General features: G+C 65.2%; 19 protein-coding genes and 2 tRNA genes. 5 read left to right on the forward strand and 16 right to left on the reverse strand.

What is annotated here, in order from left to right:
* Window positions 1-68 precede the first annotated feature (68 nt).
* The 4 genes from AC3D24_RS18955 to map form a co-directional block, all read right to left on the reverse strand.
* On the reverse strand, window positions 69-1,361 hold the full coding sequence (locus AC3D24_RS18955; protein WP_489032603.1) for a DUF418 domain-containing protein: 1,293 nt from the start codon (window positions 1,359-1,361) through the stop codon (window positions 69-71).
* 586 nt (window positions 1,362-1,947) lie between these two features.
* The gene (gene purL, locus AC3D24_RS18960) at window positions 1,948-4,176 is read right to left on the reverse strand and encodes a phosphoribosylformylglycinamidine synthase subunit PurL (RefSeq protein WP_489032604.1); all 2,229 of its coding nucleotides are present in this window, start codon (window positions 4,174-4,176) and stop codon (window positions 1,948-1,950) included.
* Between the two features lie 79 nt (window positions 4,177-4,255).
* The gene (locus AC3D24_RS18965; RefSeq protein ID WP_489032605.1) at window positions 4,256-4,531 is read right to left on the reverse strand and encodes a BrnA antitoxin family protein; all 276 of its coding nucleotides are present in this window, start codon (window positions 4,529-4,531) and stop codon (window positions 4,256-4,258) included.
* Window positions 4,532-4,766: 235 nt separating this feature from the next.
* A complete protein-coding gene (gene map / locus AC3D24_RS18970; RefSeq protein ID WP_489032606.1) occupies window positions 4,767-5,594 on the reverse strand; it encodes a type I methionyl aminopeptidase in 828 nt (275 codons plus the stop codon).
* 51 nt (window positions 5,595-5,645) lie between these two features.
* Between map and AC3D24_RS18975 the strand changes: the two genes are divergently transcribed.
* Window positions 5,646-6,404, forward strand: coding sequence for a competence/damage-inducible protein A (locus AC3D24_RS18975; RefSeq protein ID WP_489032607.1), 759 nt, complete (start codon window positions 5,646-5,648; stop codon window positions 6,402-6,404).
* A 129-nt stretch (window positions 6,405-6,533) separates the two neighbouring features.
* On the opposite strand, the gene AC3D24_RS18980 is transcribed toward AC3D24_RS18975, so the two are convergent.
* The 4 genes from AC3D24_RS18980 to AC3D24_RS18995 form a co-directional block, all read right to left on the reverse strand.
* A complete protein-coding gene (locus AC3D24_RS18980; protein ID WP_489032608.1) occupies window positions 6,534-6,815 on the reverse strand; it encodes an HIRAN domain-containing protein in 282 nt (93 codons plus the stop codon).
* Window positions 6,816-6,853: 38 nt separating this feature from the next.
* Window positions 6,854-6,927: transfer RNA gene (locus AC3D24_RS18985), tRNA-Gly, on the reverse strand.
* Between the two features lie 72 nt (window positions 6,928-6,999).
* Complete coding sequence (locus AC3D24_RS18990; protein ID WP_489032609.1) at window positions 7,000-8,367, reverse strand: sensor histidine kinase; 1,368 nt, start codon at window positions 8,365-8,367, stop codon at window positions 7,000-7,002.
* Window positions 8,364-9,032: a response regulator gene (locus AC3D24_RS18995; protein ID WP_489032610.1), complete on the reverse strand. Its 669-nt coding sequence runs from the start codon at window positions 9,030-9,032 to the stop codon at window positions 8,364-8,366. Before AC3D24_RS18995 ends, AC3D24_RS18990 begins: the two co-directional genes overlap by 4 nt.
* Window positions 9,033-9,143: 111 nt before the next feature.
* On the opposite strand from AC3D24_RS18995, the gene AC3D24_RS19000 reads away from it, so the two are divergent.
* Window positions 9,144-9,755, forward strand: coding sequence for a hypothetical protein (locus tag AC3D24_RS19000; RefSeq protein ID WP_489032611.1), 612 nt, complete (start codon window positions 9,144-9,146; stop codon window positions 9,753-9,755).
* Between the two features lie 163 nt (window positions 9,756-9,918).
* On the opposite strand, the gene AC3D24_RS19005 is transcribed toward AC3D24_RS19000, so the two are convergent.
* The 5 genes from AC3D24_RS19005 to AC3D24_RS19025 all read right to left on the reverse strand — a co-directional run bounded on the left by AC3D24_RS19005 (window position 9,919) and on the right by AC3D24_RS19025 (window position 14,881).
* Window positions 9,919-10,149 carry a hypothetical protein gene (locus AC3D24_RS19005; RefSeq protein WP_489032612.1) on the reverse strand — a complete coding sequence of 77 codons (231 nt, stop codon included), beginning with the start codon at window positions 10,147-10,149 and terminating at the stop codon, window positions 9,919-9,921.
* Window positions 10,146-11,276: a PepSY-associated TM helix domain-containing protein gene (locus AC3D24_RS19010; protein WP_489032613.1), complete on the reverse strand. Its 1,131-nt coding sequence runs from the start codon at window positions 11,274-11,276 to the stop codon at window positions 10,146-10,148. The genes AC3D24_RS19005 and AC3D24_RS19010 overlap by 4 nt, the downstream gene beginning before the upstream one ends.
* Before the next feature lie 314 nt (window positions 11,277-11,590).
* On the reverse strand, window positions 11,591-12,484 hold the full coding sequence (locus AC3D24_RS19015; RefSeq protein WP_489032614.1) for an SDR family oxidoreductase: 894 nt from the start codon (window positions 12,482-12,484) through the stop codon (window positions 11,591-11,593).
* A 58-nt stretch (window positions 12,485-12,542) separates the two neighbouring features.
* Complete coding sequence (locus AC3D24_RS19020) at window positions 12,543-14,162, reverse strand: OFA family MFS transporter (RefSeq protein ID WP_489032615.1); 1,620 nt, start codon at window positions 14,160-14,162, stop codon at window positions 12,543-12,545.
* Window positions 14,163-14,206: 44 nt separating this feature from the next.
* Complete coding sequence (locus AC3D24_RS19025; RefSeq protein WP_489032616.1) at window positions 14,207-14,881, reverse strand: fumarylacetoacetate hydrolase family protein; 675 nt, start codon at window positions 14,879-14,881, stop codon at window positions 14,207-14,209.
* 123 nt (window positions 14,882-15,004) lie between these two features.
* Between AC3D24_RS19025 and AC3D24_RS19030 the strand changes: the two genes are divergently transcribed.
* Window positions 15,005-16,099, forward strand: coding sequence for a catalase family protein (locus AC3D24_RS19030; RefSeq protein ID WP_489032617.1), 1,095 nt, complete (start codon window positions 15,005-15,007; stop codon window positions 16,097-16,099).
* Window positions 16,092-16,871, forward strand: a complete 780-nt coding sequence (locus AC3D24_RS19035; protein ID WP_489032618.1) for a metallophosphoesterase family protein — start codon at window positions 16,092-16,094, stop codon at window positions 16,869-16,871. The genes AC3D24_RS19030 and AC3D24_RS19035 overlap by 8 nt, the downstream gene beginning before the upstream one ends.
* A gap of 44 nt (window positions 16,872-16,915) precedes the next feature.
* Here the strand turns inward: AC3D24_RS19035 and AC3D24_RS19040 are convergent, their stop codons facing one another.
* Window positions 16,916-17,707, reverse strand: a complete 792-nt coding sequence (locus AC3D24_RS19040; RefSeq protein WP_489032619.1) for a hypothetical protein — start codon at window positions 17,705-17,707, stop codon at window positions 16,916-16,918.
* Window positions 17,708-17,909: 202 nt separating this feature from the next.
* On the opposite strand from AC3D24_RS19040, the gene AC3D24_RS19045 reads away from it, so the two are divergent.
* Window positions 17,910-18,371: a hypothetical protein gene (locus AC3D24_RS19045; RefSeq protein ID WP_489032620.1), complete on the forward strand. Its 462-nt coding sequence runs from the start codon at window positions 17,910-17,912 to the stop codon at window positions 18,369-18,371.
* 297 nt (window positions 18,372-18,668) lie between these two features.
* Here AC3D24_RS19045 and rpoC read toward each other — a convergent pair whose 3' ends face one another.
* Together rpoC and AC3D24_RS19055 are read right to left on the reverse strand one after the other, a co-directional pair.
* Window positions 18,669-22,955: a DNA-directed RNA polymerase subunit beta' gene (rpoC, locus tag AC3D24_RS19050; protein WP_489032621.1), complete on the reverse strand. Its 4,287-nt coding sequence runs from the start codon at window positions 22,953-22,955 to the stop codon at window positions 18,669-18,671.
* Window positions 22,956-23,000: 45 nt separating this feature from the next.
* A tRNA-OTHER gene (locus tag AC3D24_RS19055) sits at window positions 23,001-23,071 on the reverse strand.
* Between the last annotated feature and the right edge of the window lie 3 nt (window positions 23,072-23,074).

A 23,074-nucleotide genomic window follows, 5' to 3' on the forward strand; every position in this document is an offset into this window, starting at 1 on the left:
CCCTAGCTGTACGCAGGGAGTACCGATACTGCGAACCAGTCGCAAGCGGTTTTGCGTCTTATTCGCAACTACTCCGATCGGTTCGTCGTGAACGCCGAACCGCGCATCGGTTGCCACGCGAATCGCGACAGGCTGCGCCAGAGCCATTCGAGTGGGCCGTAGCGGAAGTGATCGAGCCACGGCTTCGACCAAGCGAGCATCAGCGTCCAGACCAGCACGACCACGATATAGAGCTGCGCCCGCGGCACATAGGCGAACAGCCCAAAGCCGAACCCGTAGAACAGCGTCGTGCAGATCAAGGAGGTGCCGATGTAATTCGAGAACGCCATTCGCCCCGCAGCTGCCACTCGGGTCGTCAGCCAGCCCCCAGGCCGTGCAAGCAGGATGATCAGCGCCGCATAGCCGGCGATCACGATCGGCCGGACCGGAGTCGCCAGCGTGATCCACGAGAACAGCACATAGCGCGGATCGAAGTCGTGACCGATCTCGACGGAGGCGATGGCGGCATAGGCGGCCCAGCCGATACCGATGCCGGCGACCGCGATGCCGCGATAGACGCGATGCGACCAGGTGCCGGTCAGGAAGCCCGATCGCAACCCCGCCATGCCGAGCAGCATGTAGCCAAGCGTTTCCGCACCAACCACCGCGATCACCGTGAACGGACCGGTCGGATTGGCCCAGCGCTGGGCGAGCTGCTCCGCGTAGCTGCCGCGGCCGATCGCGATCTGGCGGGCGATCTCCTGAGGGGTGGGCCCGCCGAACGAGGCGGCAAAGGCGTTCCAGTTCGCGACCGCTCTCGCGCTGGCCTGCGGGGCGAATGCGGTGGCGCGAAGGTCGAACGCATAACCCGCGAGGACGACCGCCTCGATCGACTGGAGCAGGACGAGCATCAGCCCGACGAGCAGCAGCGCGCGGGTCGGCAGGCGGCGGAACATGAACGCCGCGCACCCGACCAGCGCGTAATGCAGCAGGATATCGCCCCACCAGATCAGGTAGATATGGATCGCGCCGAACACCGCCAGCCAGGCCATCCGCGGAAAGTGCACGGAAGCGGCGCTATCGCCGAGCGTTTCCGCGCGGTCCATGACGAGCAGCATCGACGCCCCGAACAGGAACGAGAACAGCCCGCGCATCTTTCCATCGATGACGATGAAGTTCGTCGTCCAGGCGATCGTATCCGCCAAGCTCGGCACGCCCATCGAGGCGGGGGACATGTAGGCGAAGTCCGGAAAGCCGAACGCGGCGATGTTGGCGGCGAGGATGCCCATGACGGCGACGCCGCGGATCAGGTCCAGCGCGGCGATTCTGGGGGCGGCGGAGACGGAGGCGGAGACGGGGGCGGGGGCGGGGGCGGGGGTCATGCCGGGCGACCGAAGTGCACGAAGTGCAGACGCTGGCGCAGCAGTTCGTAGGATTTTTGCGGCGGCGATGCGCGGGGGGAAGGCGATGCGTCGATCATCGTAGGATGCTGGCACATTGTGGGGGTGTAGGACAGTGCGGCCTGGTGGCGGTACCGTCTCTGCGACGCCTTACGGCTTTATGCGTCGGTCGGCGCTTTTGTATACCTCGCTCCTTCTTTTCCGTCACTCCAGCGGAAGCTGGGGTATTCCTGTTGGCCGTCCTGCGACCTGAACGGGGAGATTCCAGCTTTCGCTGGGATGACGGGGGAATGGCAGGTCGGGACTCGATCTGATGGTTGCTCTGGCTTGTTCTCCCGCGAAGGCGGGAGCCCAGACTGGGTCCCCGCCTTCGCGGGGAAACATGCTGGAGGTGCGATGGCTTCTCCGCGCGACCACCCCGGCGGAGGCCGGGGCCCAATTGGGGGACGGTCGTGGCAGGGCACCGCACTTCGTTACCGCTGCTTTCCCAATTGGACCCCGGCCTTCGCCGGGGTGGTTGCTTCGGGTTGTGGCCGCGGCGCGTTTGATCGCTCGCCGACGCGGTGCGTTACGCCAGCGCCGCGTCGACGCCCATCAGCTTCGGGAAAAACCCCTCGTGCGCAGCCCGCAGCGTATCGAGCGCGATGACGTCGTCGCGGTCGGGGCGTTCGAAGATCAGGCGCTTGCCACCGGTGCGACCCAGGGGCTCTGCCTCGACGTCGGCAGCATGCGCCGCGCCGAGGAAGTCGAGCAGCGAATGGTCCTCGACCGTGACGATGTAGACGCCCTGGTCCTCCGCGAAGAACGAGCGCGCGCAGTCAAACGGCTGCTTGCGGTCGATCATCGCGCCGATGCCGCCAGCAAGCGCCATCTCGGCGAGCGTCACAGCGATGCCGCCGTCGGACACGTCATGAACCGCGGTCAACTGCCCCAACGCGATCGCCTCGCGGATCAGGTCGCCGACGCGGCGTTCGGCGGCGAGATCGACCGGCGGCGGCGGGCCGGCGTCGAGCTGTTCGCGGCCGTGGCACTCGCGCAGCCAGAGCGACTGGCCGAGATGGCCGCCGCGCGTGCCGACTGCGAGGATGATGTCGCCCGAGCCCTTGAACGCGATCGTCGCATTCTTCTGCCAGTCCGCCAGCAACCCGATCGCGCCGATCGCCGGGGTCGGCAAGATCGCGGAGCCGCCGCCGGTCGCCTTCGATTCGTTGTAGAGCGAGACGTTGCCCGACACGATCGGGAAGTCGAGCGCGATGCAGGCGTCGCTCATCCCTTCGAGGCAGCCGACGATCTGGCCCATGATCTCGGGGCGCTGCGGGTTGGCGAAGTTAAGGCAGTTGGTCACGGCCAAGGGCAGTGCGCCGACTGCGGTCAGATTGCGCCACGCTTCGGCGACCGCCTGCTTGCCGCCCTCGACGGGATCGGCGAAGCAATAGCGCGGCGTGCAGTCGGTGGTGATCGCCAGCGCCTTTTGCGTGCCGTGGACGCGGACGACCGCGGCGTCGCCACCGGGGCGCTGCACGGTGTCGGCGCCGACCATGTGGTCGTACTGCTCCCAGATCCAGCGGCGCGAGGCGACGTCCGGCGAGCCCATCAGCGTGAGCAGGTCGGCGGCGATGTCGCTGCTATGCGGCGCGTTCGCGAGCGGCGCCGGCTTCGGCGTCGGGACGTGCGGGCGGTCGTACAGCGGCGCTTCGTCGGCGAGCGGCCCGAGCGGGATGTCGCAGACGGTCTCGCCCTTGAATGTCAGAACCATGCGGCCGGTGTCGGTGACGCGGCCGATCACCGCGAAATCGAGCTCCCACTTCTTAAAGATCGCCTCGGCCTCGGCTTCGCGACCGGGCTTGAGGACCATGAGCATGCGCTCCTGCGATTCCGAGAGCATCATCTCGTACGGCGTCATGCCGGTCTCGCGCTGGGGCACGTCGTCCATCGTCAACTCGATGCCGACGCCGCCCTTCGATGCCATTTCCACGGCCGACGAGGTGAGGCCCGCGGCGCCCATGTCCTGGATCGCGACGATGACGTCGGTCGCCATCAACTCAAGGCAGGCCTCGATCAGCAGCTTCTCGGTGAAGGGATCGCCGACCTGGACGGTCGGGCGCTTGGCGTCCGAATCCTCGCCGAAATCGGCCGAGGCCATCGTCGCGCCGTGGATGCCGTCGCGGCCTGTCTTGCTGCCGACATAGACGATCGGATTGCCGATGCCGCTCGCGGCCGAATAGAAGATCTTGTCCTGGTCGGCGATCCCGACGGTCATCGCATTGACCAGGATGTTGCCGTCATACGCGCTGTGGAAGTTCACTTCGCCGCCGACGGTCGGGACGCCGACGCAATTGCCGTAGCCGCCGATGCCGTGGACCACGCCCGAGATCAGGTGGCGCATCTTGGGGTGATCGGGGCGGCCGAAGCGGAGCGCGTTGAGGTTGGCGATCGGTCGCGCGCCCATCGTGAAGACGTCGCGCAGGATGCCACCGACGCCGGTCGCCGCGCCCTGGTACGGCTCGATATAAGACGGGTGGTTGTGGCTCTCCATCTTGAAGATCGCCGCCTGGTTGTCGCCGATATCGACGACGCCGGCGTTCTCACCGGGGCCGCAGATGACGCGCGGGCCCTTGGTCGGCAGCTTCATCAGGTGGATCTTGCTGGATTTGTAGCTGCAATGCTCGGACCACATGACCGAGAAGATGCCGAGCTCGACCATGTTCGGCTCGCGGCCGATGGCGCGCAGGACGCGCTCATATTCTTCGGGGGACAGGCCGTGGTCGGCGACGATCTGCGGTGTGATCTCGGTCATGGGGCGGGCTTTAGCGGGGTGGGACGCGTTCGTCACGTAGGCGAACCACGGCAAAACGTCTCAGCACCGAATTACCGCTCTATATCTTGGCAGCGCGCAGCGTTTCGTTGATCCGCGACTGCCAGCCGGGGCCGCTCGCCCTGAACCGTTCGAGTACGTCATTGTCCAGTCGCAAGGACACCAGTGACTTGCCAGAGGTGACGGAGCCCTTTGGCCTACCGCGTGGTTTGCTGCCGTTCGGAAAGGCCGCTGCCAATTCCGGGAAGTCTGCGATCGGCCGCGCGCGCGCGACGTCGGCCTCGGTCCATTCGGGATTGTCATCGTCGAATACGACCTCGGGGGTATCACCAGGCATGACGGCGCAACTCCTTCGACGAAGTGAGCTAGGGCAGATCGACGTCCAGTTTAAGCCGGGAGGGTAGAACTTTCCATCCGTCATGCCGGACTGGTTCCGGCATCCACCGTCCCACACGAGCGAAGGAATTGAATTTGCGGAACCGTGGACCCCGGAACAAGTCCGGGGTGACGGAAAGGCTTGGTATTGGTTCCGCTCAAAACTCCGACCGTCGATCTGCTCCGATGCTCGATCTTCAGATGTAAGGCGGTTGCGTATAACCCTTGGGGCTGAGCGTGAAGATGTCGCACCCCGTTTCGGTAATCCCGATCGAATGCTCGAACTGCGCCGACAGCGAGCGGTCGCGCGTGACCGCCGTCCAGCCATCGTCGAGCAGCTTCACGTCGGGGCGACCGATGTTGATCATCGGCTCGATCGTGAAGATCATGCCGGGGCGAAGCTCGGGGCCGGTGCCGGGCTTGCCGACATGGACGACTTCGGGGGCGTCGTGGAACAGGCGGCCGACACCGTGGCCACAGAAATCGCGGACCACGCCGTAGCGGTGCTTCTCGGCATGACGCTGGATCGCGTTGGCGACGTCGCCCATGCGGTTGCCGGGCTTGGCATGCTCGATGCCGATCATCAGGCATTCGTAGGTGACTTCGACGAGGCGCCGCGCCTTGATCGGCACGTCGCCGATCAGGTACATCCGGCTCGTGTCGCCATGCCAGCCATCGAGCAAGGGCGTGACGTCGACGTTGACGATATCGCCCGATTTCAGCGTCTTCTCGCTCGGGATGCCGTGGCAGACGACATGGTTGATCGAGATGCAGACGCTGTGCGTATAGCCGCGATAGCCGAGCGTCGCGGGGACGCCGCCGCCGGCGACGATGAAGTCGTAGATCAGCCGGTCGATCTCGGCGGTGGTCACGCCCGGCACCATGTGCGGGACGATCATGTCGAGCGTTTCGGCGGCGAGCTGCCCTGCCTTCATCATGCCGGCGAACGCGGCGGGGCCGTGCAGTTTGATGGCGCCGGTGCGTGCGTCGGGCTGGTCCGAGGTGACGGTTACATATTCGGTCATGTCGCGCGATATAGCGTGGCGGGCGCGGTTTTGCGAGGCTATGCGAGGGGCATGACAGAGGAACGCATCTGGACGGCCGCGCTGACGATCATCGGCGACGAGATCCTGTCGGGCCGCACGCAGGACAAGAACGTCGCGCAGATCGCGGCGTGGCTCAACGTGCAGGGCATCCGCCTCGCCGAGGTGCGCGTGGTTGCCGACAAGACCGAGGCGATCGTCGAGGCGGTCAACATTCTCCGCGCGCGCAACGATTACCTGTTCACGACCGGCGGGATCGGGCCGACTCACGACGACATCACGGTCGATGCCATCGCCGAGGCGCTGGGCGTCGCGGTCGAGCATCATCCGCGCGCGATGGCGGTGCTGGAGGCTTATTACGCGACCCGCGGCGGGCTAACCGAAGCGCGCGCAAGGATGGCGCGGGTGCCGGTCGGGGCAGATCTGATCGACAACAAGGTGTCGGGTGCGCCGGGAATCCGGATCGGCAACATCTTCATCATGGCGGGCGTGCCCCACATCACCGCGGGAATGCTCGACGCGCTGACGGGGACGCTGGAGGGTGGGCGCCCGGTGGTGTCGAAGACGATCGGCTGTTGGGTCGCGGAAAGCGAAGTGGCGGACCTGTTGCGCGATGCGGAGAAAACGCATGAGGGCGTCGCGATCGGCAGCTATCCGTTCTTCCGCGATGGCAAGACGGGCGCGAATTTCGTCGTGCGGAGTTCGGACGAGGCGTTGGTCGACCGCTGCCTCGCGGACCTGACCCGCGATCTCGAGGCGACCGGCCGGACGGTTACCGCGCAGGGAATCTAACGCGGTTCAAGCCCCCCATTTGGGGCCTGCGGGATCGGGATAGAAGACGTCGGGATCGTAGGATGAGGACGGCGCGGGCTTGTCCGGTACCGGCAAATTCGGCGCTTCGCCACCGAAGCGGATGCGGACCTAGCCCATGCTGCCAGCAAGCGCCTGGAAGACAACGGCATAATCCCCCTGCTGCATGCGCCGCCCGATGAACGGTGCGCGTTCTGCCGACAGATAGCCCATCTGCACGCCGCGCAGGCTGAACACCGCGACAGCATTGGCGTCATGCGGGTTCTTCGGTTCGCGACGCAGTTCGACCGGCTCGCCCGGCGCGCAGAGCAACAGCTCCATACGCCGGTTGCTCTTGCTCTTGTCCGGATTGGGGAAGTCGATGCCGACCACGCTGAGCGTCAGTTCGTCCATACCGGACAGCGTACGCGTCAATCGAGCAAATCGGAAGCTGGAGCGGGTGAAGGGAATCGAACCCTCGTCACTTGCTTGGGAAGCAAAAGCTCTACCATTGAGCTACACCCGCGCTATCAGCTGCGATGGCCGGCTCTATCGAGTGCCCGCGGTCGGCGCAATAGGGATCCGCGGCCCGCCGGCATCATCGATTCTGGTTCGGCAAGTCCAGTTGCGCAGCGAGGCCGCGCAGCGAGGCGGCCCGTGTGAGCTTGAGCGTGCCGCCGTTGAGTTCGGCCAGTTCGCGGGTGATCGACAGGCCGAAGCCGTGGCCGTCGCCGCGCTCGTCGAGCCGTCGTCCCGGCAGCATCGCCTCATCCAGGGCGGCATCGTCGAGGCCCGGGCCATCGTCCGAGATAACGATCGCCACCACCGCGTTGACGGTGCTCACCTCGATCGCGATCGTAGTGCGAGCGTGTCGCCAGGCATTGTCGAGCAGGTTGCCGACCATCTCGTCGAGATCCTGCGGGTCGATCGCGACGGCGAGCGTCTCCGGTACGTCGATGTGCAGCGTCATCGGTCGCTCGGCATGGATATGCTGGAGGACGGAAACCAGATCGGCGATCGCCGGCGCTACCATCGTCCGCGCGCGCGCGCCGGAACCCGCGGCGTCTGCGCGGGCGCGGCCGAGATGGTGACGCAGCCGGCGGTCGATCTGGTCGACCATGTCGCGCACGTCGTCGGCGGCGCCTGCTTCGGCGAGTTTCAACGACAGCGCGGCCAGCGGGGTCTTCAGCCCGTGCGCAAGGTTGGCGACATGCTGGCGGGCATGCGCGAGGCCGGCAGCGTTCTGGTCGATCAGCGCGTTCAGTTCGGTGACCAGCGGTTGCAATTCGCCGGGCTGGTCGGCGGGCACGTGCCGCTCGGTGCCGGCGCGAACCGCGGCGAGCGAGATGCGCAGATCGCGTAGTGGCCTGAAGCCGATCCGCAGCTGGAACAGCGTCGCCAGCGCCAGCCCGACTCCCAGCAGCGCAAGCGAGCCGAGCAGTGGGATCATCGCCTCACGTAGCGGAGCCTCGACGATCCGACGCGGGCCGAACGCGGTGATCGTGACCGGACCGATACGGGTGGCGACGGTCAGCGTCCGCGAATGCAGGCGCTCGCCGTTGAGGCCGTGGCTCTCGCCGGGACGCGGTCCGCGGTCGTCGCGATCGTCGCGGTGATCGCTGTCGAAGCGTTGCGGGCCCGGCGCGATCTGAAGCGGGGTGGCGGTGCTCTGCCAATTGCCGACCGGGCCATCGACTTGCCAGACCCACCCTGAGTCGCGTTCGTCGAATCCGGCAAGATCGATGACCCGCGCCCGATCGAGCGTCGCATCTGGGCGGACCGCGCGGGCCAGCACCGAGACCTGCGCGTCGAGCCGATCGTCGAGCCCGTGCATCACGAACCGCTCGAGAACATGGCTGATCGTCATTCCCGCGAATATCAGTGCGAGCAGCGTCGATATCGCGGAGATCGCGAGCATCCGCCCGAATAGCGAACGCGGAATGAGCGCGTGTCTACGCCGCGTCACGCTGTGCCGTCCGCCGTCAGTCGATAGCCTCGCCCACGCACCGTCTCGATCATCTGTGCGCCGATCTTGCGCCGCAGTCGGCCGATGATGACTTCGATCGAGTTCGAATCGACGTCCGCGTCGCCTTCGTAGACGCGTTCGATCAGGTCGGAGCGCTCGATGACGACTTCGCGACGGAGCATCAGCGCGGAAAGGACCCGCCACTCGAACGCGGTGAGTTTCAGCGGCAGGCCGTCCAGTTCGAACGTGCCGAGTTGCGCGTCGAACGTCAGCGGCCCGCAGGTAACGCGCGATGCTGCGTGCCCCGCTGCACGGCGGACGAGCGCGCGAAGGCGCATCACGACTTCCTCGACGCGGAACGGCTTCACGACATAATCGTCGGCGCCGGCCTTGAAGCCCTCGACCTTTTCCGACCAGCCATCGCGCGCGGTGAGGATCAGCACGGGGAGGTCGCGTCCCGCCGCGCGCCAGTCGCGCAGTACCGACAGCCCGTCGCGCTTGGGGAGGCCGAGATCGAGCACGGCGGCGTCGTAGAGTTCGGTGGCGCCGAGATGCCCGCCATCCTCGCCGTTGCTGGCTACGTCGACCGCGAAATGCTCCGCGCGTAACGCCCGCGCGAGCCCCTCGGCGATCGCCGCATCGTCTTCGACCAATAATACCCGCATGCCGATGTCCCTATCCTCGCATGCCCAACGGAAACTGAACGGCTTGGTTCAGCGGGCGTCGGCAGCGGCGGCGTAAACGGTGATTCGTCAACCAATGAGAGGAACGACATAGTGACCGAACACTCCCATACCGCCCCCGGGCGCTTCAACTTCCGCCGCAACCGCCTCGCACTCGCCGCGGCCGGCCTGCTCGTCGTCGGTGGTGCCGCCGGTGCCGTCACCGTCGCCGCGACCCGACCGAGCGTGACGATGGCGCCGGCTACCCCGGTCGCCATTCGGTCGCTCCAGTCGGACGGCATCGTCACGATCCGCGGCACCGTCGCCGAGATCTATGGCAACAAGTTCGTGATGGCCGACCCGACCGGCCGCGCACTGGTCGACCTGGGCCGCGAAGGGGAAGACGGCAGCCTGGTGAGCGCCGGTCAGCCGGTCACGATCCAGGGCCGGTTCGAGCACGGCTTCGTCCACGCGTCGTTCCTGGTCGGCGCCGGTGGCAAGGTGACGGCGCTCGGCCCGCTCGGTGGCCCACCGCGCGGTCGTCATGGGCCGGGTCATGGCCCAGGTCGGGACGGTCCGGATCGTGATGGCGGCCCGGACGGTGGCCCGGACGGTGGTCCGGATCGCGGCCCCGGCGCGCCCCCGCCGCCCGCCGGCATGGCACCGCCACGGCCCGCAATGGCCCCCGGCGCTGCTCCTGCACCGGCCACCGCGCCGGCGACCTGAGCGGACGAGGCGCCGGTGAAAAGCGCCGGCTGCCTGTCCCGCCCGATCACCGACCACTCCGTCACCCCGGACTGGTTCCGGGGTCCACTGTTCCGCAAACTCAATGCTATCGGTTTTGCGGTACCGTGGATGCCGGAACCAGTCCGGCATGACGGAGGACCAGTCAGACCCGTCGATCCAAACCAGCTGTCCACCCGGTCCCATGAGTCCTGGCGGGACGGCGGGCCGGTTTGCGCCAAAACCACGCGGTCACCACCAACGGTGCAGCTAGCAACGACCCCGCAGCGCCATCCCAGCCGCCATCGCCGACCAGGCCCGCGCCCAGCCCGATAATCGTCGCGATGCCCAGCAGGATCGGTACGCCGAAGATCTGGCGGTTGGTCTTGTGGCTCATGCCTCGCCCGCCATCACGACTTCGCGGACGCGCTGGTCGCTCGGTCCGCCGCGGCGGCCGATCCAGAGATATAGCCCGCTGCCCAGCACGACGATCGTCAAGACGTCGAACAGCGCCCAAACGATCTTCATCGCCAGCCCGCCATAATCGCCGAAGTGCAGCGGTTGCGCGAGCAGCATCGCCTGCATGTACCACGGCATCGGAGTCACCGCGTCGAGCCGCCCGGTGGCCGCATCGACGAAGCCGGGCAGCAGCAGCTTCGACGTCAGCGGCGTCGTGCCGTGGAAGAAGACGGCATAGTGATGCTTGCTGCTGAAGACGACGCCGGGGAAGGCGATGAACTGCGGCTTCATGCCCGGCGCCTTGGCCTGCACCGCGTCGAGCGCGGCCTGTACCGATGCGCGCTGGGGCCCGAGCGGCGTGCGCGTTTCGCTCGCCATGATCTCGGCGAGGCCGTTCGATTTCCAGATCGCGGTGATCGGCACGACGAACGTGTTGATTGTGCCCGTTACGCCGACGACACTGGCCCAGACGAGCGTGACGATGCCGAGCAGATTATGCCGATCGAGCCACCCGAGCCGCTTGCTGCGTCCGCGCCGCAGCGTGCCGAAGTCGAGTTTCGCCATGAACGGCGCGTAGAGCACCACGCCGGACACGATCGCCGCGAAGAACAACAGGCCCATAAACCCGAGGAAGATTTCCGCCCAGAAGCCGAGCAACATGTCGGTGTGGAGCTTCAGGATGAAGTCCATCACGCCCGAAACATAGGGTGGCATTGCCTCGCCGGTGCGCGCGTCGAGGCCCATGAAATGCATCTGCGCGGGGGCGGCGTCGGGCGTGGGGCCGCTGGTGACGTAGACGATCGGTCGCTCGTCGTCGAAGCTGAGGTAGAGCGGGACATTGCCCGGTGCCGTCTTCGCAGCACGCGCGAGGATCGTGTCGAGGGAGAGCGGCGGGGTGTTGGCGGGCAGCGCGGCAAGCGGGGCGGGGGGATCGAGCCACTCGTCGATCTCGTGGTGAAAGATCAGCGGCAGGCCGGTCACGCACAGCATCAAAAGGAACGCGGTACAGATGAGGCTCGTCCATTTGTGGACGAGATACCATGCCTTGATCGTGCCGCGTGTCATCGCGGGGCGGTGTCACAGATGTGATAACGATGTGCAATAGCGATGTGTGAGGTGGTTATCGATCGTGCTGGGGGAGCCGGCGTTCAGCGGTCTCGACCGCGACCGCTTAGTATCGCTCCGTCACCCCGGACTGGTTCCGGAGTCCACCGTGCCGCAAACCAAATTCCATCGATTTTGTGGCGACGTGGATGCAGGAACAAGCCCGGCATGACGGACGATGGGGCGGGTCCTTCGATCCGAACCGAAAGACGATACGATCCGAACGAGAAGAGCTCTCGTTCGCGACGCGACTTCGGCTCAACTCTTCGCCGACCTCAAGCCACGCCTGCACCGCCGGTAACGCCGTAAACCTCGCCGGTGATGTAGCTCCCCTCCTGCGAGGCAAGCAGCACATAGACCGGCGCGATCTCGACCGGTTGGCCGGGGCGGCCGAACTGACTCTGCGACCCGAACGTCTCGACCTTCTCCTGCGGCTGGCCGCCGCTCGGCTGCAGCACCGTCCAGAACGGGCCTGGCGCGACGACGTTCGCGCGGATACCCTTCTCTATTAGCTGCTTGGCGAGCCCTTTGGTATACGCGACGATCGCCGCCTTGGTGGTCGCGTAGTCGAGCAGGTTGTCCGACGGATCATAACCCTGCACCGAGGCGGTGGTGACTACCGCAGCGCCGGCAGGGAGATGCGGGATGGCCGCCTGCACGAACCAGTGCAGCGCATAGACGTTGGTCTTCATGGTTTTGTCGAAATCGTCCGTCGAGATATCGGCGACGGTCGGGCGCGTCTGCTGACGCCCGGCGTTGACGACCAGTACGTCGAGCCCGCCTAGGCCGTCCACCGCTCGCTGCACCGCCGATCGGCAGAAGGATTCGTCCGTCACGTCGCCGGGCAACGCGATGCCCTTGCGACCCTCAGCCTCGATCAGCGCGATGACCTCTTGCGCGTCGGCTTCCTCGGCAGGAAGGTAGACGATCGCGACGTCGGCGCCTTCGCGTGCGTAGGCGATTGCAGCGGCGCGGCCGATGCCGCTGTCGCCCCCGGTGATCAGCGCCTTGCGCCCCGTCAGCTTGCCCGAACCCTTGTAGCTGGTCTCGCCGTGATCGGGCTTCGGGTCCATCTTCGACGCGATGCCGGGCGCTTTCTGCGGCTGTTGCGGAAAGGGAGGCTGCGGATATTGGGTGCGGGGATCCTGCATGGTGAGGCGGTCGGCCATGGGTTGCTCCTGTGAAGATTGAGCAGGAGCAACCCGCGCCGGGCCGGTTGGTTGCGTATCACTTGAGCAGGATCAGCGCCTTCGACAGCGTCATGTAGATGCCCCACAGGATCGGCAATCCGACCGCCAGCCACGCGAATACGACGATCGGCGAGGTGCCGGTTTCCGCCGCAACGGCGCCCCCGGTGGTCGTCTCGACGATGATCGGCGCGTCCTCTGCCGCCATGTGGAACTTGGCTGCAACCGGGCGCACGAACAGGTTCGCGACGAACCCCGCGACCAGCATCGCCGCAAGTACCCAGAAGATCGGCTGGTACACCTGATCGCGCGGTACGCCGGCCGCGATCCGCCCGTCACGCATGTTGGCGACGAGCAACGGCCCGACCACGCCCGCGGTCGACCAGGCGGTTAGCAACCGGCCGTGGATCGCGCCGACATATTTCGTCCCGAACAGATCGGCGAGATAGGCGGGCGCAGTCGCGAACCCGCCACCGTACATCGAGGCGAGTATGCAGAAGACGAGGATGAACAGGCCGAGCGTGGTGCCTGCCAGCGCTGGTGCTGCCAGGCCGTAGAGCAGCGCGCCGGCCACCAGGATCGTCGCGAACAGCGGTTTGCGTCCGATCCGATCGGACAACCATGCCCAGAAGAACCGCCCGCCGATATTGAACAGGCTGATCGCGCCGACAAAGCCGGCACCGACCGCCGCGGCCGCCTTTTTCTGGTCGTCGTCAAACGCGGTGAACAGGATGCCGGGGGCATCGATCAGGCGTCCGCCGAACAGTTCCTGCAGCATCGGCGACGCGATGCCAATGATCCCGATCGAGGCGGAGACGTTGAAGAACAGGACGAGCCACACCAGCCAGAATTGCGGTGTGCGGTGCGCGTCGGTCAGCGCGACGTTGAAGCGGCTGATCGAAGCCTTGGCGCTGGTCGGCGCAGTCCAGCCGGCGGGCGCCCAGCCCTCGGCGGGGACGCGGTAGCCGAGCGCACCGGCCATCATGAACACGAAATACACGCTCGCGAGCACGAGGAACGTCTGCCAGACGCCGACGCCCGTGGGGCTGGCGAAATGCTTCATCAGCAGGTCGGCGAGCGGTCCGCCGATCATCGCACCACCGCCGAAACCCATGATCGCCATCCCGGTCGCCATGCCGCGCCGATCGGGAAACCATTTGATCAGCGTCGAGACCGGCGAGATATAACCGAGCCCCAGCCCGATTCCGCCGATCACGCCGGACCCGATCCAGATCAGCCAGAGCTGATGCATCGACACGCCGATCGCGGCGATGCCCATCCCGCCGCACCAGCAGAACGCCGCGACGACGGCGGCTTTGCGCGGGCCGGCACGTTCGAGCCAGCCGCCCCAGATCGCGGCGGCGGCACCGAGCACGACGAAGAACAGTGTATAGGTCCAGACGAGATCACTGACGCGCCAGTCGCAGGTCGTGGTCGTCAGCGCGCCGAGCAGCGAGAGGTTGGGGCAGGCGACCGGGTCCGAGATCCCGATCGCGCGCGACAAGGGCAGCCAGAACACGCTGAACCCGTACGCCATGCCGATGCACAGGTGGATCGCGAGCGCGCAGGGGGGCACCAGCCAACGGTTGAAGCCGGGTGCGGCGACGGTCCTCGCCCTGCTGAGAAAGCCATCGGTTCGCGCGTCTCTGGTTTCCGGCATGCAACCCCCTGTTTATTTTAGGTTATAGAACCGAGGATGGCGGATCAGACGGCGAATGTCACCTGCAGCGGTTCGAACCCGTCGATCGTCGCGCGTACGGCCTGACCGCGCAGGATCGGGCCGACGCCGGCGGGGGTGCCGGTGAAGATCAGGTCGCCGGGCGCGAGCTCGACATAGGTCGACAGCGTCGCGATGATCTCGGGCACGCTCCAGATCATCATCGACAGGTCGCCCGACTGGCGCGTCTCGCCGTCCACCGTCAAGGCGATCGTGCCGGTTGCAGCGGGTACGCCGGGCGTGATGGCGGCGATCGGCGCGGACTGGTCGAAGCCTTTTGCCATGTCCCAGGGACGACCGGCCTTCTTCGCGACGGCCTGGAGATCGCGGCGCGTCAGGTCGATACCGACGCCTGCACCGAAGATCATGGCCGTAGCGTCGTCGGCGGCGACGTTCCTGCCGCCAGCACCAAGCGCGACGACCAGTTCGACTTCGTGATGCAGGTCTTCGGTCTGGACGGGGAAGGGGAGCGTGCTGCCGTTTGCGACGACCGCGTCGGCAGGCTTGGAGAAGAAGAACGGTTGTTGCCGGTCGGGATCGGATCCCATTTCGCGCGCGTGATCGGCGTAATTCTGGCCGACGCAGAAGATACGGCGGACGGGGAAGCGGTCGGACGAACCGGCAATGGCGATCGTCGGTGCGGTGATGTTCGGGATTCGCATGATTGCTCCTTTGCGGGCTCTCATCGGCCGCGCGGCGCTGGTTTGCAACGTGACGGCGCCGGCGGGATACGGAACGTCTTTCCGGTCAAGGGGTTAGGGTCGCGTACCCAGTGGAGATCTCCTATGCCCAGCAAGCAACCCGTCCGTTTCGATCCGACGGTCGAGACCATCGCGCCCGACGAGCAGGAGACGATGAAGACGCTGGAGGGGTCTTTCCAGGAAATCCTCGAAACGACGTCGGAGGATTACGGCCACGCGGTACGGTCGGTCCACGCCAAGGCACACGGTATCGCGCGCGGCACGTTTACCGTCGCCGACGACCTGCCTGCCGAACTGGCGCAGGGTATCTTTGCGACCCCGGGCGCGCATGAGGCGGTCATTCGTATCTCGACCAACGCGGGCGATATCCTCGACGACAGCATCAGCCTGCCACGCGGTCTCGCGCTGAAGATCCTCGACGTCGAGGGCGCGCGCCTGCCGGGATCGGAGGGTGATACGACGCAGGACTTCATCATGGTCAACGGCCCTGCCTTTTCCGCGCCGGATGCAAAGGCGTTTTCCAAGAACCTGAAGCTGTTGGCGAAGACTACCGACCGGTTCGAAGGTGTGAAGAAGGCGATGTCCGCCACATTCCGCGTCGTCGAGTCCGCACTGGAAGCGGTCGGTGGCCAATCCGCGACATTGCAGACGCTCGGCGGCGCCAAGCCCGTCCATCCGCTGGGTGAAACCTATTATTCGCAGACCCCATTCCGACATGGTGACTATATCGCGAAGGTCGCGCTGTTCCCCGTTTCGCCAGGGCTGACCCGCCTTACCGGCGACCTAGTCGACATCACGGCACGTCCGGATGCACTGCGCGAGGTGGTTCGCGACGAACTGATCGAGCATGGCGGCATTTGGGAATTCCGCGTACAGCTCAACACCGATCTGGAAGTGATGCCGATCGAGGACGCAACGGTGGTCTGGGAGGAGAAGGAGAGCCCGTTCGTGACCGTCGCGACGCTTGAAATTCCGCCGCAGCTCTCCTGGGAGCATGGTGTCACGGATCATACCGATGATGCGCTGTCGTACAGTATCTGGCACGGCATCACCGCCCACCAGCCGCTCGGCGGGGTAAATCGTGCGCGGAAGGATACTTACAAGCAGTCGGCGGACTTCCGCGGCAAATTCAACGGGTGCCCGATGCACGAGCCGGCCAAGCTGTCCGAACTTGCCTGAGACCGCCAAGCTGAAGCTGTTCCACGTCAGCGACGTCCATTTCGGCGCGGAGGACCCGGCTGCGATCGCCTGGTTCTCCGAGCGGGTTGCGATCGAAAAGCCGGACGCGGTCATCATGACGGGTGACCTGACGATGCGCGCGACCAAGGATGAGTTCCAGCGCGGCGGAGACTGGCTCCGCTCGTTGGGCGTTCCCGTCACGCTGGAAGTCGGCAACCACGATATTCCCTATTATTGGGACCCGTTCCGCCGGATCTTTGCGCCGTACCAGCGGTATGCGGCTGTGGAGAAGATGATCGAGCGACCGCTGGAACTGCCGGGCCTGACGATCGTGCCGCTGAAGACCACGGCGCGTGCGCAGTGGCGATGGAACTGGTCGAAGGGGCGTGTCAGCTCCGGTTCGCTAAAGCGCGCGCTGGCGATGATTGCCGAGGTGCCCAAGGGTAATCTGATCTTCGTCGCGGCGCATCATCCGCTGATCGAGGGCGGTACGACCGGCACGGCGAAGACTCGTCACGGGGACGAGGCACTCACCGCGCTGGCGGCGGCAGGCGCGCACGCGGTGCTGTCCGGGCATGTCCACGACCCGTTCGACGTACCGGTCGAGCGCGAAGGCCAGACGATCCGGATGATCGGCGCTGGCACTTTGTCGAAGCGTACCCGGGGCAGCCCGCCGGCGTTCAACGAGATCATGGTCGATGGTACCCGCTTCGAGACATTGGCGCGCACGCTGTCGCCGGCGCCCAAGAGGTCGATCACCTTCGAGGTCTAACGTGCAGCCGAGGAGTGGAGGCGGCGCCCCGGCGCTCCGAATGGTTATCGAAAGCCGCCCGCGGTATAGGTCAGCCTGATCCGGATCGTCGATCCGATCATTTTCTTGCCATCGATCTGTGGCGGTATGATCCGGTACTGCCAGGACGCGAGCCGCATTGCTCGACCAATTCCCGATCCGATCGGCGACTCGGCAAGTGTCCGGCAATTGTCCACGCGATTGTCGGGCAGCGCCCGGCACGCGATCAGCCCCCAACTGCCCGGCGGTTGTCGCGTGAGGTAGCCGTTCATCTCGGCGTCCGTCGGTACGTGGTACCAGTCGGCCATATCGTACATCGGTCCGCCATTCGGGCCGTCTCCCGGCCCGATGATCGCGGCTGCTTTCGTGCGGACGATCGGCTTGTCCTTCTCGACCTTGGCCAGACGATCCTCGGGATGAACCGGCAGCTTGGCGACATCGGCTGCCTTGAACAGTTCGCCGCCGCCAAGCAGTTCGATCGGCAGCGTCAACTTCCCCGGCGGCGGCGGAGGCGCATTTTTCGCGTCCGCCAGGACACGGGGCGGGGCGGGGAGAGGCGATCGGTCCCCGCGGCTCGCCGGTTTGGCCGTGGCAGGTGATGGCACATGCTGCGCCGGCGCCGGAGCACCGCGATCCGGCAGCATCTGGAACGTGACGGGGTTGCGCTGCGCCAACGGCGATGTCCGCAAAGAAGGCGCCAGTTGCATGAGCAGCAGGATGATGAAGATATGCGCAACGATCGTCAGTGCCAAAGCACTACTGCGCCGCCACGCAGCGCCGCGCGTGTCGATCGACGAAGAATGGTATGCCGACCGCATCGGCAGTTCGCCTAGCCCCCGGACGGCCGCTCGGCAACCGTCGGTCTGCTCATGACGAAGAGTTCATGGGGGACGGGCGATCCGCATTCCTCCGCGGCGACGCCGACATCATCTTGCCAATGTTTCTCTTACGGCGTCATCATCCGCCAGATGATCAAACGCGAGCGGTAGGCTCGCTCGTCATCAATAGGGGAACCGCCATATGCCCGATATCGTGACAGAGCGCGCCTTGAAGCTCATCGAGAATTGTGCCGACGCGAAGAGCCTGAGACAGATCGCCAAGAATGCTCGGGACAAGGGGGCGCTGGATGTCGCGCGCGCCGCCGACCTCAAGCTTTATGCCACCCTGCCGTCGGACGTCTCCGGAACACTGGAATATGACGTATGGCAAAGTATTCACGCGCTTGAAGGCACGCTTACTGTCGAACGCGGCAAGACTACGCGGCTGGCGCGCACACGCCAAAAGATCACGCGTGTCGGCGAGCTGAATACCGTCAGGGACCTGATATCCAGCACGAAGCCGTCCGAGGGTTTCGCTATGCTGATCGCACGCGACATGCCCGCTTTGACCTTCGAAGCGATAGCGCTTCGGCATCCCGATCGATTTGACCCGGCGGTGTTGGACGCCGCTACGCTACGGTTGACGTCGATCGCGACCGACTAAGACCGACCCATGGGTCAGGTTCTCGGCGTCGATCCCAAGCTTGAGCAGATGTGATCGGTTGGCCGGTTCCAATCTCCTATCGATGCATCGCGGTCGAAAGGTAGCGTGTTTCTCCGCGAAGGCGGGGAAACAGTCTGGACTCCCGCCTTCGCGGGAGAACAAGAAAGGGTGCGCTGCGCTGAACCATGATCCAGCGTGAAGACGCTCTGCCGACCGCCAAACACAAAAAGGCCGCCGCCCGGTATCCCGGACGGCGGCCTTTTCCTTAGTCAGCGCCTGAGCGTCTGACGAAACCGATTACTCGGCTTCGTTCAGATACTCGCCGGCATCAGCGTCGGTGCCGGTGCCCGAGGTGACGACCGCTGCGAGCGGGTCCTCACCGACGCCGCCTGCATCACGCGGGCTACGCGCGAGTTCGGCGGCGTGCTCGTCGGCAGCCGACATCGGTGCCACGATCGACACCTCCGCCATCTTGCGCTGCTGGACGCGCATCGCGGCGTCGCGGCTGTTGGCCACGACACGCAGGCGGTTGAGGCCTGCACCGGTGCCTGCCGGGATGAGCCGGCCGACGATCACGTTCTCCTTCAGGCCCATCAGCATGTCCTGCTTGCCCTGGACCGCTGCCTCGGTGAGGACGCGGGTGGTCTCCTGGAACGATGCCGCCGAGATGAAGCTGCGGGTCTGCAGCGACGCCTTGGTGATGCCGAGCAGGATGGGCTTGCCCTGTGCGCGGGTCTGCTTCTTCTCGAGCTTCTCGTTGGTCGCGTCCATTTCCTCGCGATCGACCTGCTCGCCCTTCAGCAGCGTGGTGTCGCCGCCGTCGGTGATCTCGACCTTCTGCAGCATCTGACGAACGATCGTCTCGATGTGCTTGTCGTTGATCTTCACGCCCTGGAGACGATAGACCTCCTGGATTTCCGACACGAGATACTCGGCGAGGGGTTCGATGCCCATCGTCTCGAGGATGTCGTGCGGATCGGGCGAGCCGCCGATCAGGTTGTCGCCGCGCTTGACGTAATCGCCTTCCTGGACGTCGATGACCTTCGACTTCGGCACCAGATACTCGACGACGTCGCCGCCATCCTCGGGCTGGATGCCGATCTTGCGCTTCGCCTTGTAGTCCTTGCCGAACACGACGCGGCCCGAGATCTTGGCGATGATCGCCGAGTCCTTGGGGATACGTGCTTCGAACAGCTCGGCAACACGCGGCAGACCACCGGTGATGTCGCGCGTCTTGGCGCTCTCGCGGCTGACACGGGCCACGACGTCGCCGCCGAACACCTGTGCGCCATCCTCGACCGACAACGTCGCGCCGATCGCCAGCATGTAACGACCGGTCTCGCCCGACGTCTCGTCGAGCAGGGTCATGCGCGGACGCAGATCCTCCTTCGACTTGGTCGCCGCACGATATTCGATCACGACGCGCTGGGCGATACCCGTGGCTTCGTCGGTCTGCTCGGTGAGCGTCTTGCCCTCGATCAGGTCGACATACTTGATCGTGCCCGGGTTCTCCGTGATCACCGGCATGGTGAACGGATCCCACTCGGCCATCCGATCACCGCGCGACACGATGTAACCATCGTCGAACAGCACGTACGCACCGTAGGGGATGCGATCGACCGAGAGCTCGCGGCCGTCCATGTCGACGATCGCGATTTCGCCCGAGCGGCTGAGCACCACGCGACGGCCACGCTGGTCGACGATGATACGCAGATCGCGGAACTGCACCGTACCGTCGGCATGCGCCTCGAGGTTCGACGTTTCGTTGAGCTGCGCCGCACCACCGATGTGGAACGTACGCATCGTCAGCTGCGTGCCAGGCTCACCGATCGACTGCGCGGCGATGACGCCGACAGCTTCACCGATGTTGACCGGCGTACCGCGGGCGAGATCACGCCCGTAGCACTTGCCGCAGACGCCGATCTTCGACTCGCAGACCAGTGGGCTGCGGATCTTGCACGACTGCGTGCCGAGGCCTTCGATCGTCGTGATCATCGGCTCGTCGAGCAGCGTGCCCGACGGGATGACGACCTTGCCGGTCTTCGGATCGACGATGTCTTCCGCAGTCGTACGACCGAGGATGCGCTCGCCGAGGCTTGCGATCGTCGAACCACCCTGAAGGATCGCCTTCATTTCGAGTGCGCGCGTGGTGCCGCAATCCGGTTCGATGATGACGCAATCCTGCGACACGTCGACCAGACGACGCGTCAGGTAGCCCGAGTTCGCCGTCTTCAACGCCGTATCCGCGAGGCCCTTGCGAGCGCCGTGGGTCGAGTTGAAGTACTCAAGGACGGTCAGGCCCTCCTTGAAGTTCGAGATGATCGGCGTCTCGATGATTTCACCCGACGGCTTGGCCATCAGGCCGCGCATGCCGGCAAGCTGCTTGATCTGCGCCTGCGAACCACGAGCACCCGAGTGCGCCATCATGTAGATCGAGTTGATCGGCTTTTCACGGCCGGTTTCCTCGTCGACCTTCACCGCACGGATCTCGTCCATCATGGCGTTCGCGACCTGGTCGCCGCAACGGCTCCAGGCGTCGATCACCTTGTTGTACTTCTCCTGCTGCGTGATCAGACCGTCCTGATACTGCTGCTCGAAGTCCTTCACGAGCGCCTTGGTGTCGTCGACCAGACCAACCTTGGCGTCCGGAATGATCATGTCGTCCTTGCCGAACGAGATGCCGGCGCGGAACGCGTGGCGGAAACCGAGCGACATGATCGCGTCGGCGAACAGCACGGTCTCCTTCTGGCCGGTGTGACGATAGACCTCGTCGATCACGTCGCCCACGTCCTTCTTGGTGAGGAGGCGGTTGACGGTATCGAACGGCACCTTGTGGCTGTGCGGCAGGCACTCGCCCAGCAGCATGCGGCCCGGGGTCGTCTCATACCGCTTGAGGTACTGCTTGCCCTTCTCGTCGGTCTGCGGAACGCGGCTGATGACCTTGGTGTGCAGCGTGACCGCCTGAGCGTTCAGCGCCTGATGCACTTCGGCCATGTCACCGAGCAGCATCCCCTGACCCGGCTCGTTCTCCTTCATCATCGAAAGATAATAGAGACCGAGGACCATGTCCTGCGACGGAACGATGATCGGCTTGCCGTTGGCAGGCGACAGGATGTTGTTCGTCGACATCATCAGGACGCGCGCTTCGAGCTGGGCCTCGAGGCTCAGCGGGACGTGCACGGCCATCTGATCGCCGTCGAAATCGGCGTTGAACGCCGAGCAGACCAGCGGGTGAAGCTGGATTGCCTTGCCCTCGATCAATACCGGCTCGAACGCCTGGATGCCGAGACGGTGAAGCGTCGGCGCACGGTTCAGCATGACCGGATGCTCGCGGATCACCTCGTCCAGGATATCCCAGACTTCCTTGCGCTCCTTCTCGACCCACTTCTTCGCCTGCTTCAGGGTCATCGACAGACCCTTCGCATCGAGACGTGCGTAGATGAACGGCTTGAACAGCTCGAGCGCCATCTTCTTCGGCAGGCCGCACTGGTGCAGCTTCAGCTCAGGACCGGTCACGATGACCGAACGACCCGAATAGTCGACGCGCTTGCCGAGAAGGTTCTGACGGAAGCGGCCCTGCTTGCCCTTGAGCATGTCGGACAGCGACTTCAGCGGACGCTTGTTCGCGCCCGTGATCGTGCGACCGCGGCGACCATTGTCGAACAATGCGTCGACGGCCTCCTGGAGCATGCGCTTCTCGTTGCGGACGATGATGTCCGGCGCACGAAGCTCCATCAGGCGCTTCAGGCGGTTGTTGCGGTTGATCACGCGGCGATACAGATCGTTCAGATCCGACGTCGCGAAACGACCACCGTCCAGCGGCACCAGCGGGCGCAGCTCGGGCGGGATGACTGGAACGACCTCGAGGATCATCCACTCGGGGCGGTTGCCCGAATCGATGAAGCTCTCGACGACCTTCAGGCGCTTGATGATCTTCTTGGGCTTCAGCTCGGACTTGGTGACCGCGAGCTCTTCGAGCAGCGCGGTACGCTCACCGACGAGGTCGAGCGATTCGAGCATGATGCGGACCGCTTCGGCACCGATACCGGCCGAGAACGCGTCCTCGCCATACTGGTCCTGCGCGTCGAGGAGCTCGTCCTCCGTCATCAGCTGGTACTTCTCGAGCGGGGTCAGGCCCGGCTCGATCACGATGTACGCCTCGAAGTACAGCACGCGCTCGAGCTGCTTCAGCTGCATGTCGAGCAGCAGGCCGATGCGCGACGGCAGCGACTTCAGGAACCAGATGTGCGCGACCGGCGCGGCGAGCTCGATATGGCCCATCCGCTCGCGGCGAACCTTCGAGACGGTAACCTCGACGCCGCATTTCTCGCAGACGATGCCCTTGTACTTCATGCGCTTGTACTTGCCGCACAGGCACTCGTAGTCCTTGATCGGACCGAAGATGCGCGCACAGAACAGGCCGTCACGCTCGGGCTTGAACGTGCGGTAGTTGATGGTCTCGGGCTTCTTGATCTCGCCGAACGACCACGAACGAATCTTGTCCGGGGACGCGATGCCGATCTGGATCTGGTCGAACGTCTCGGTCTTGGCGACCGGATTGGCGAAGGGGGTCATCTCGTTCATATTTCAGTTCCCGTTTGGGAGAAAATTTCCAGCGAAATTTACGTTGGCTAGCGGCAGGTTTCGAACCTGCATCCTCGACCACTCCGTCGTGCGTCTACCATTTCCGCCACGCTAGCCGT

Source organism: Sphingomonas sp. SL1004 (genome assembly GCF_057815015.1).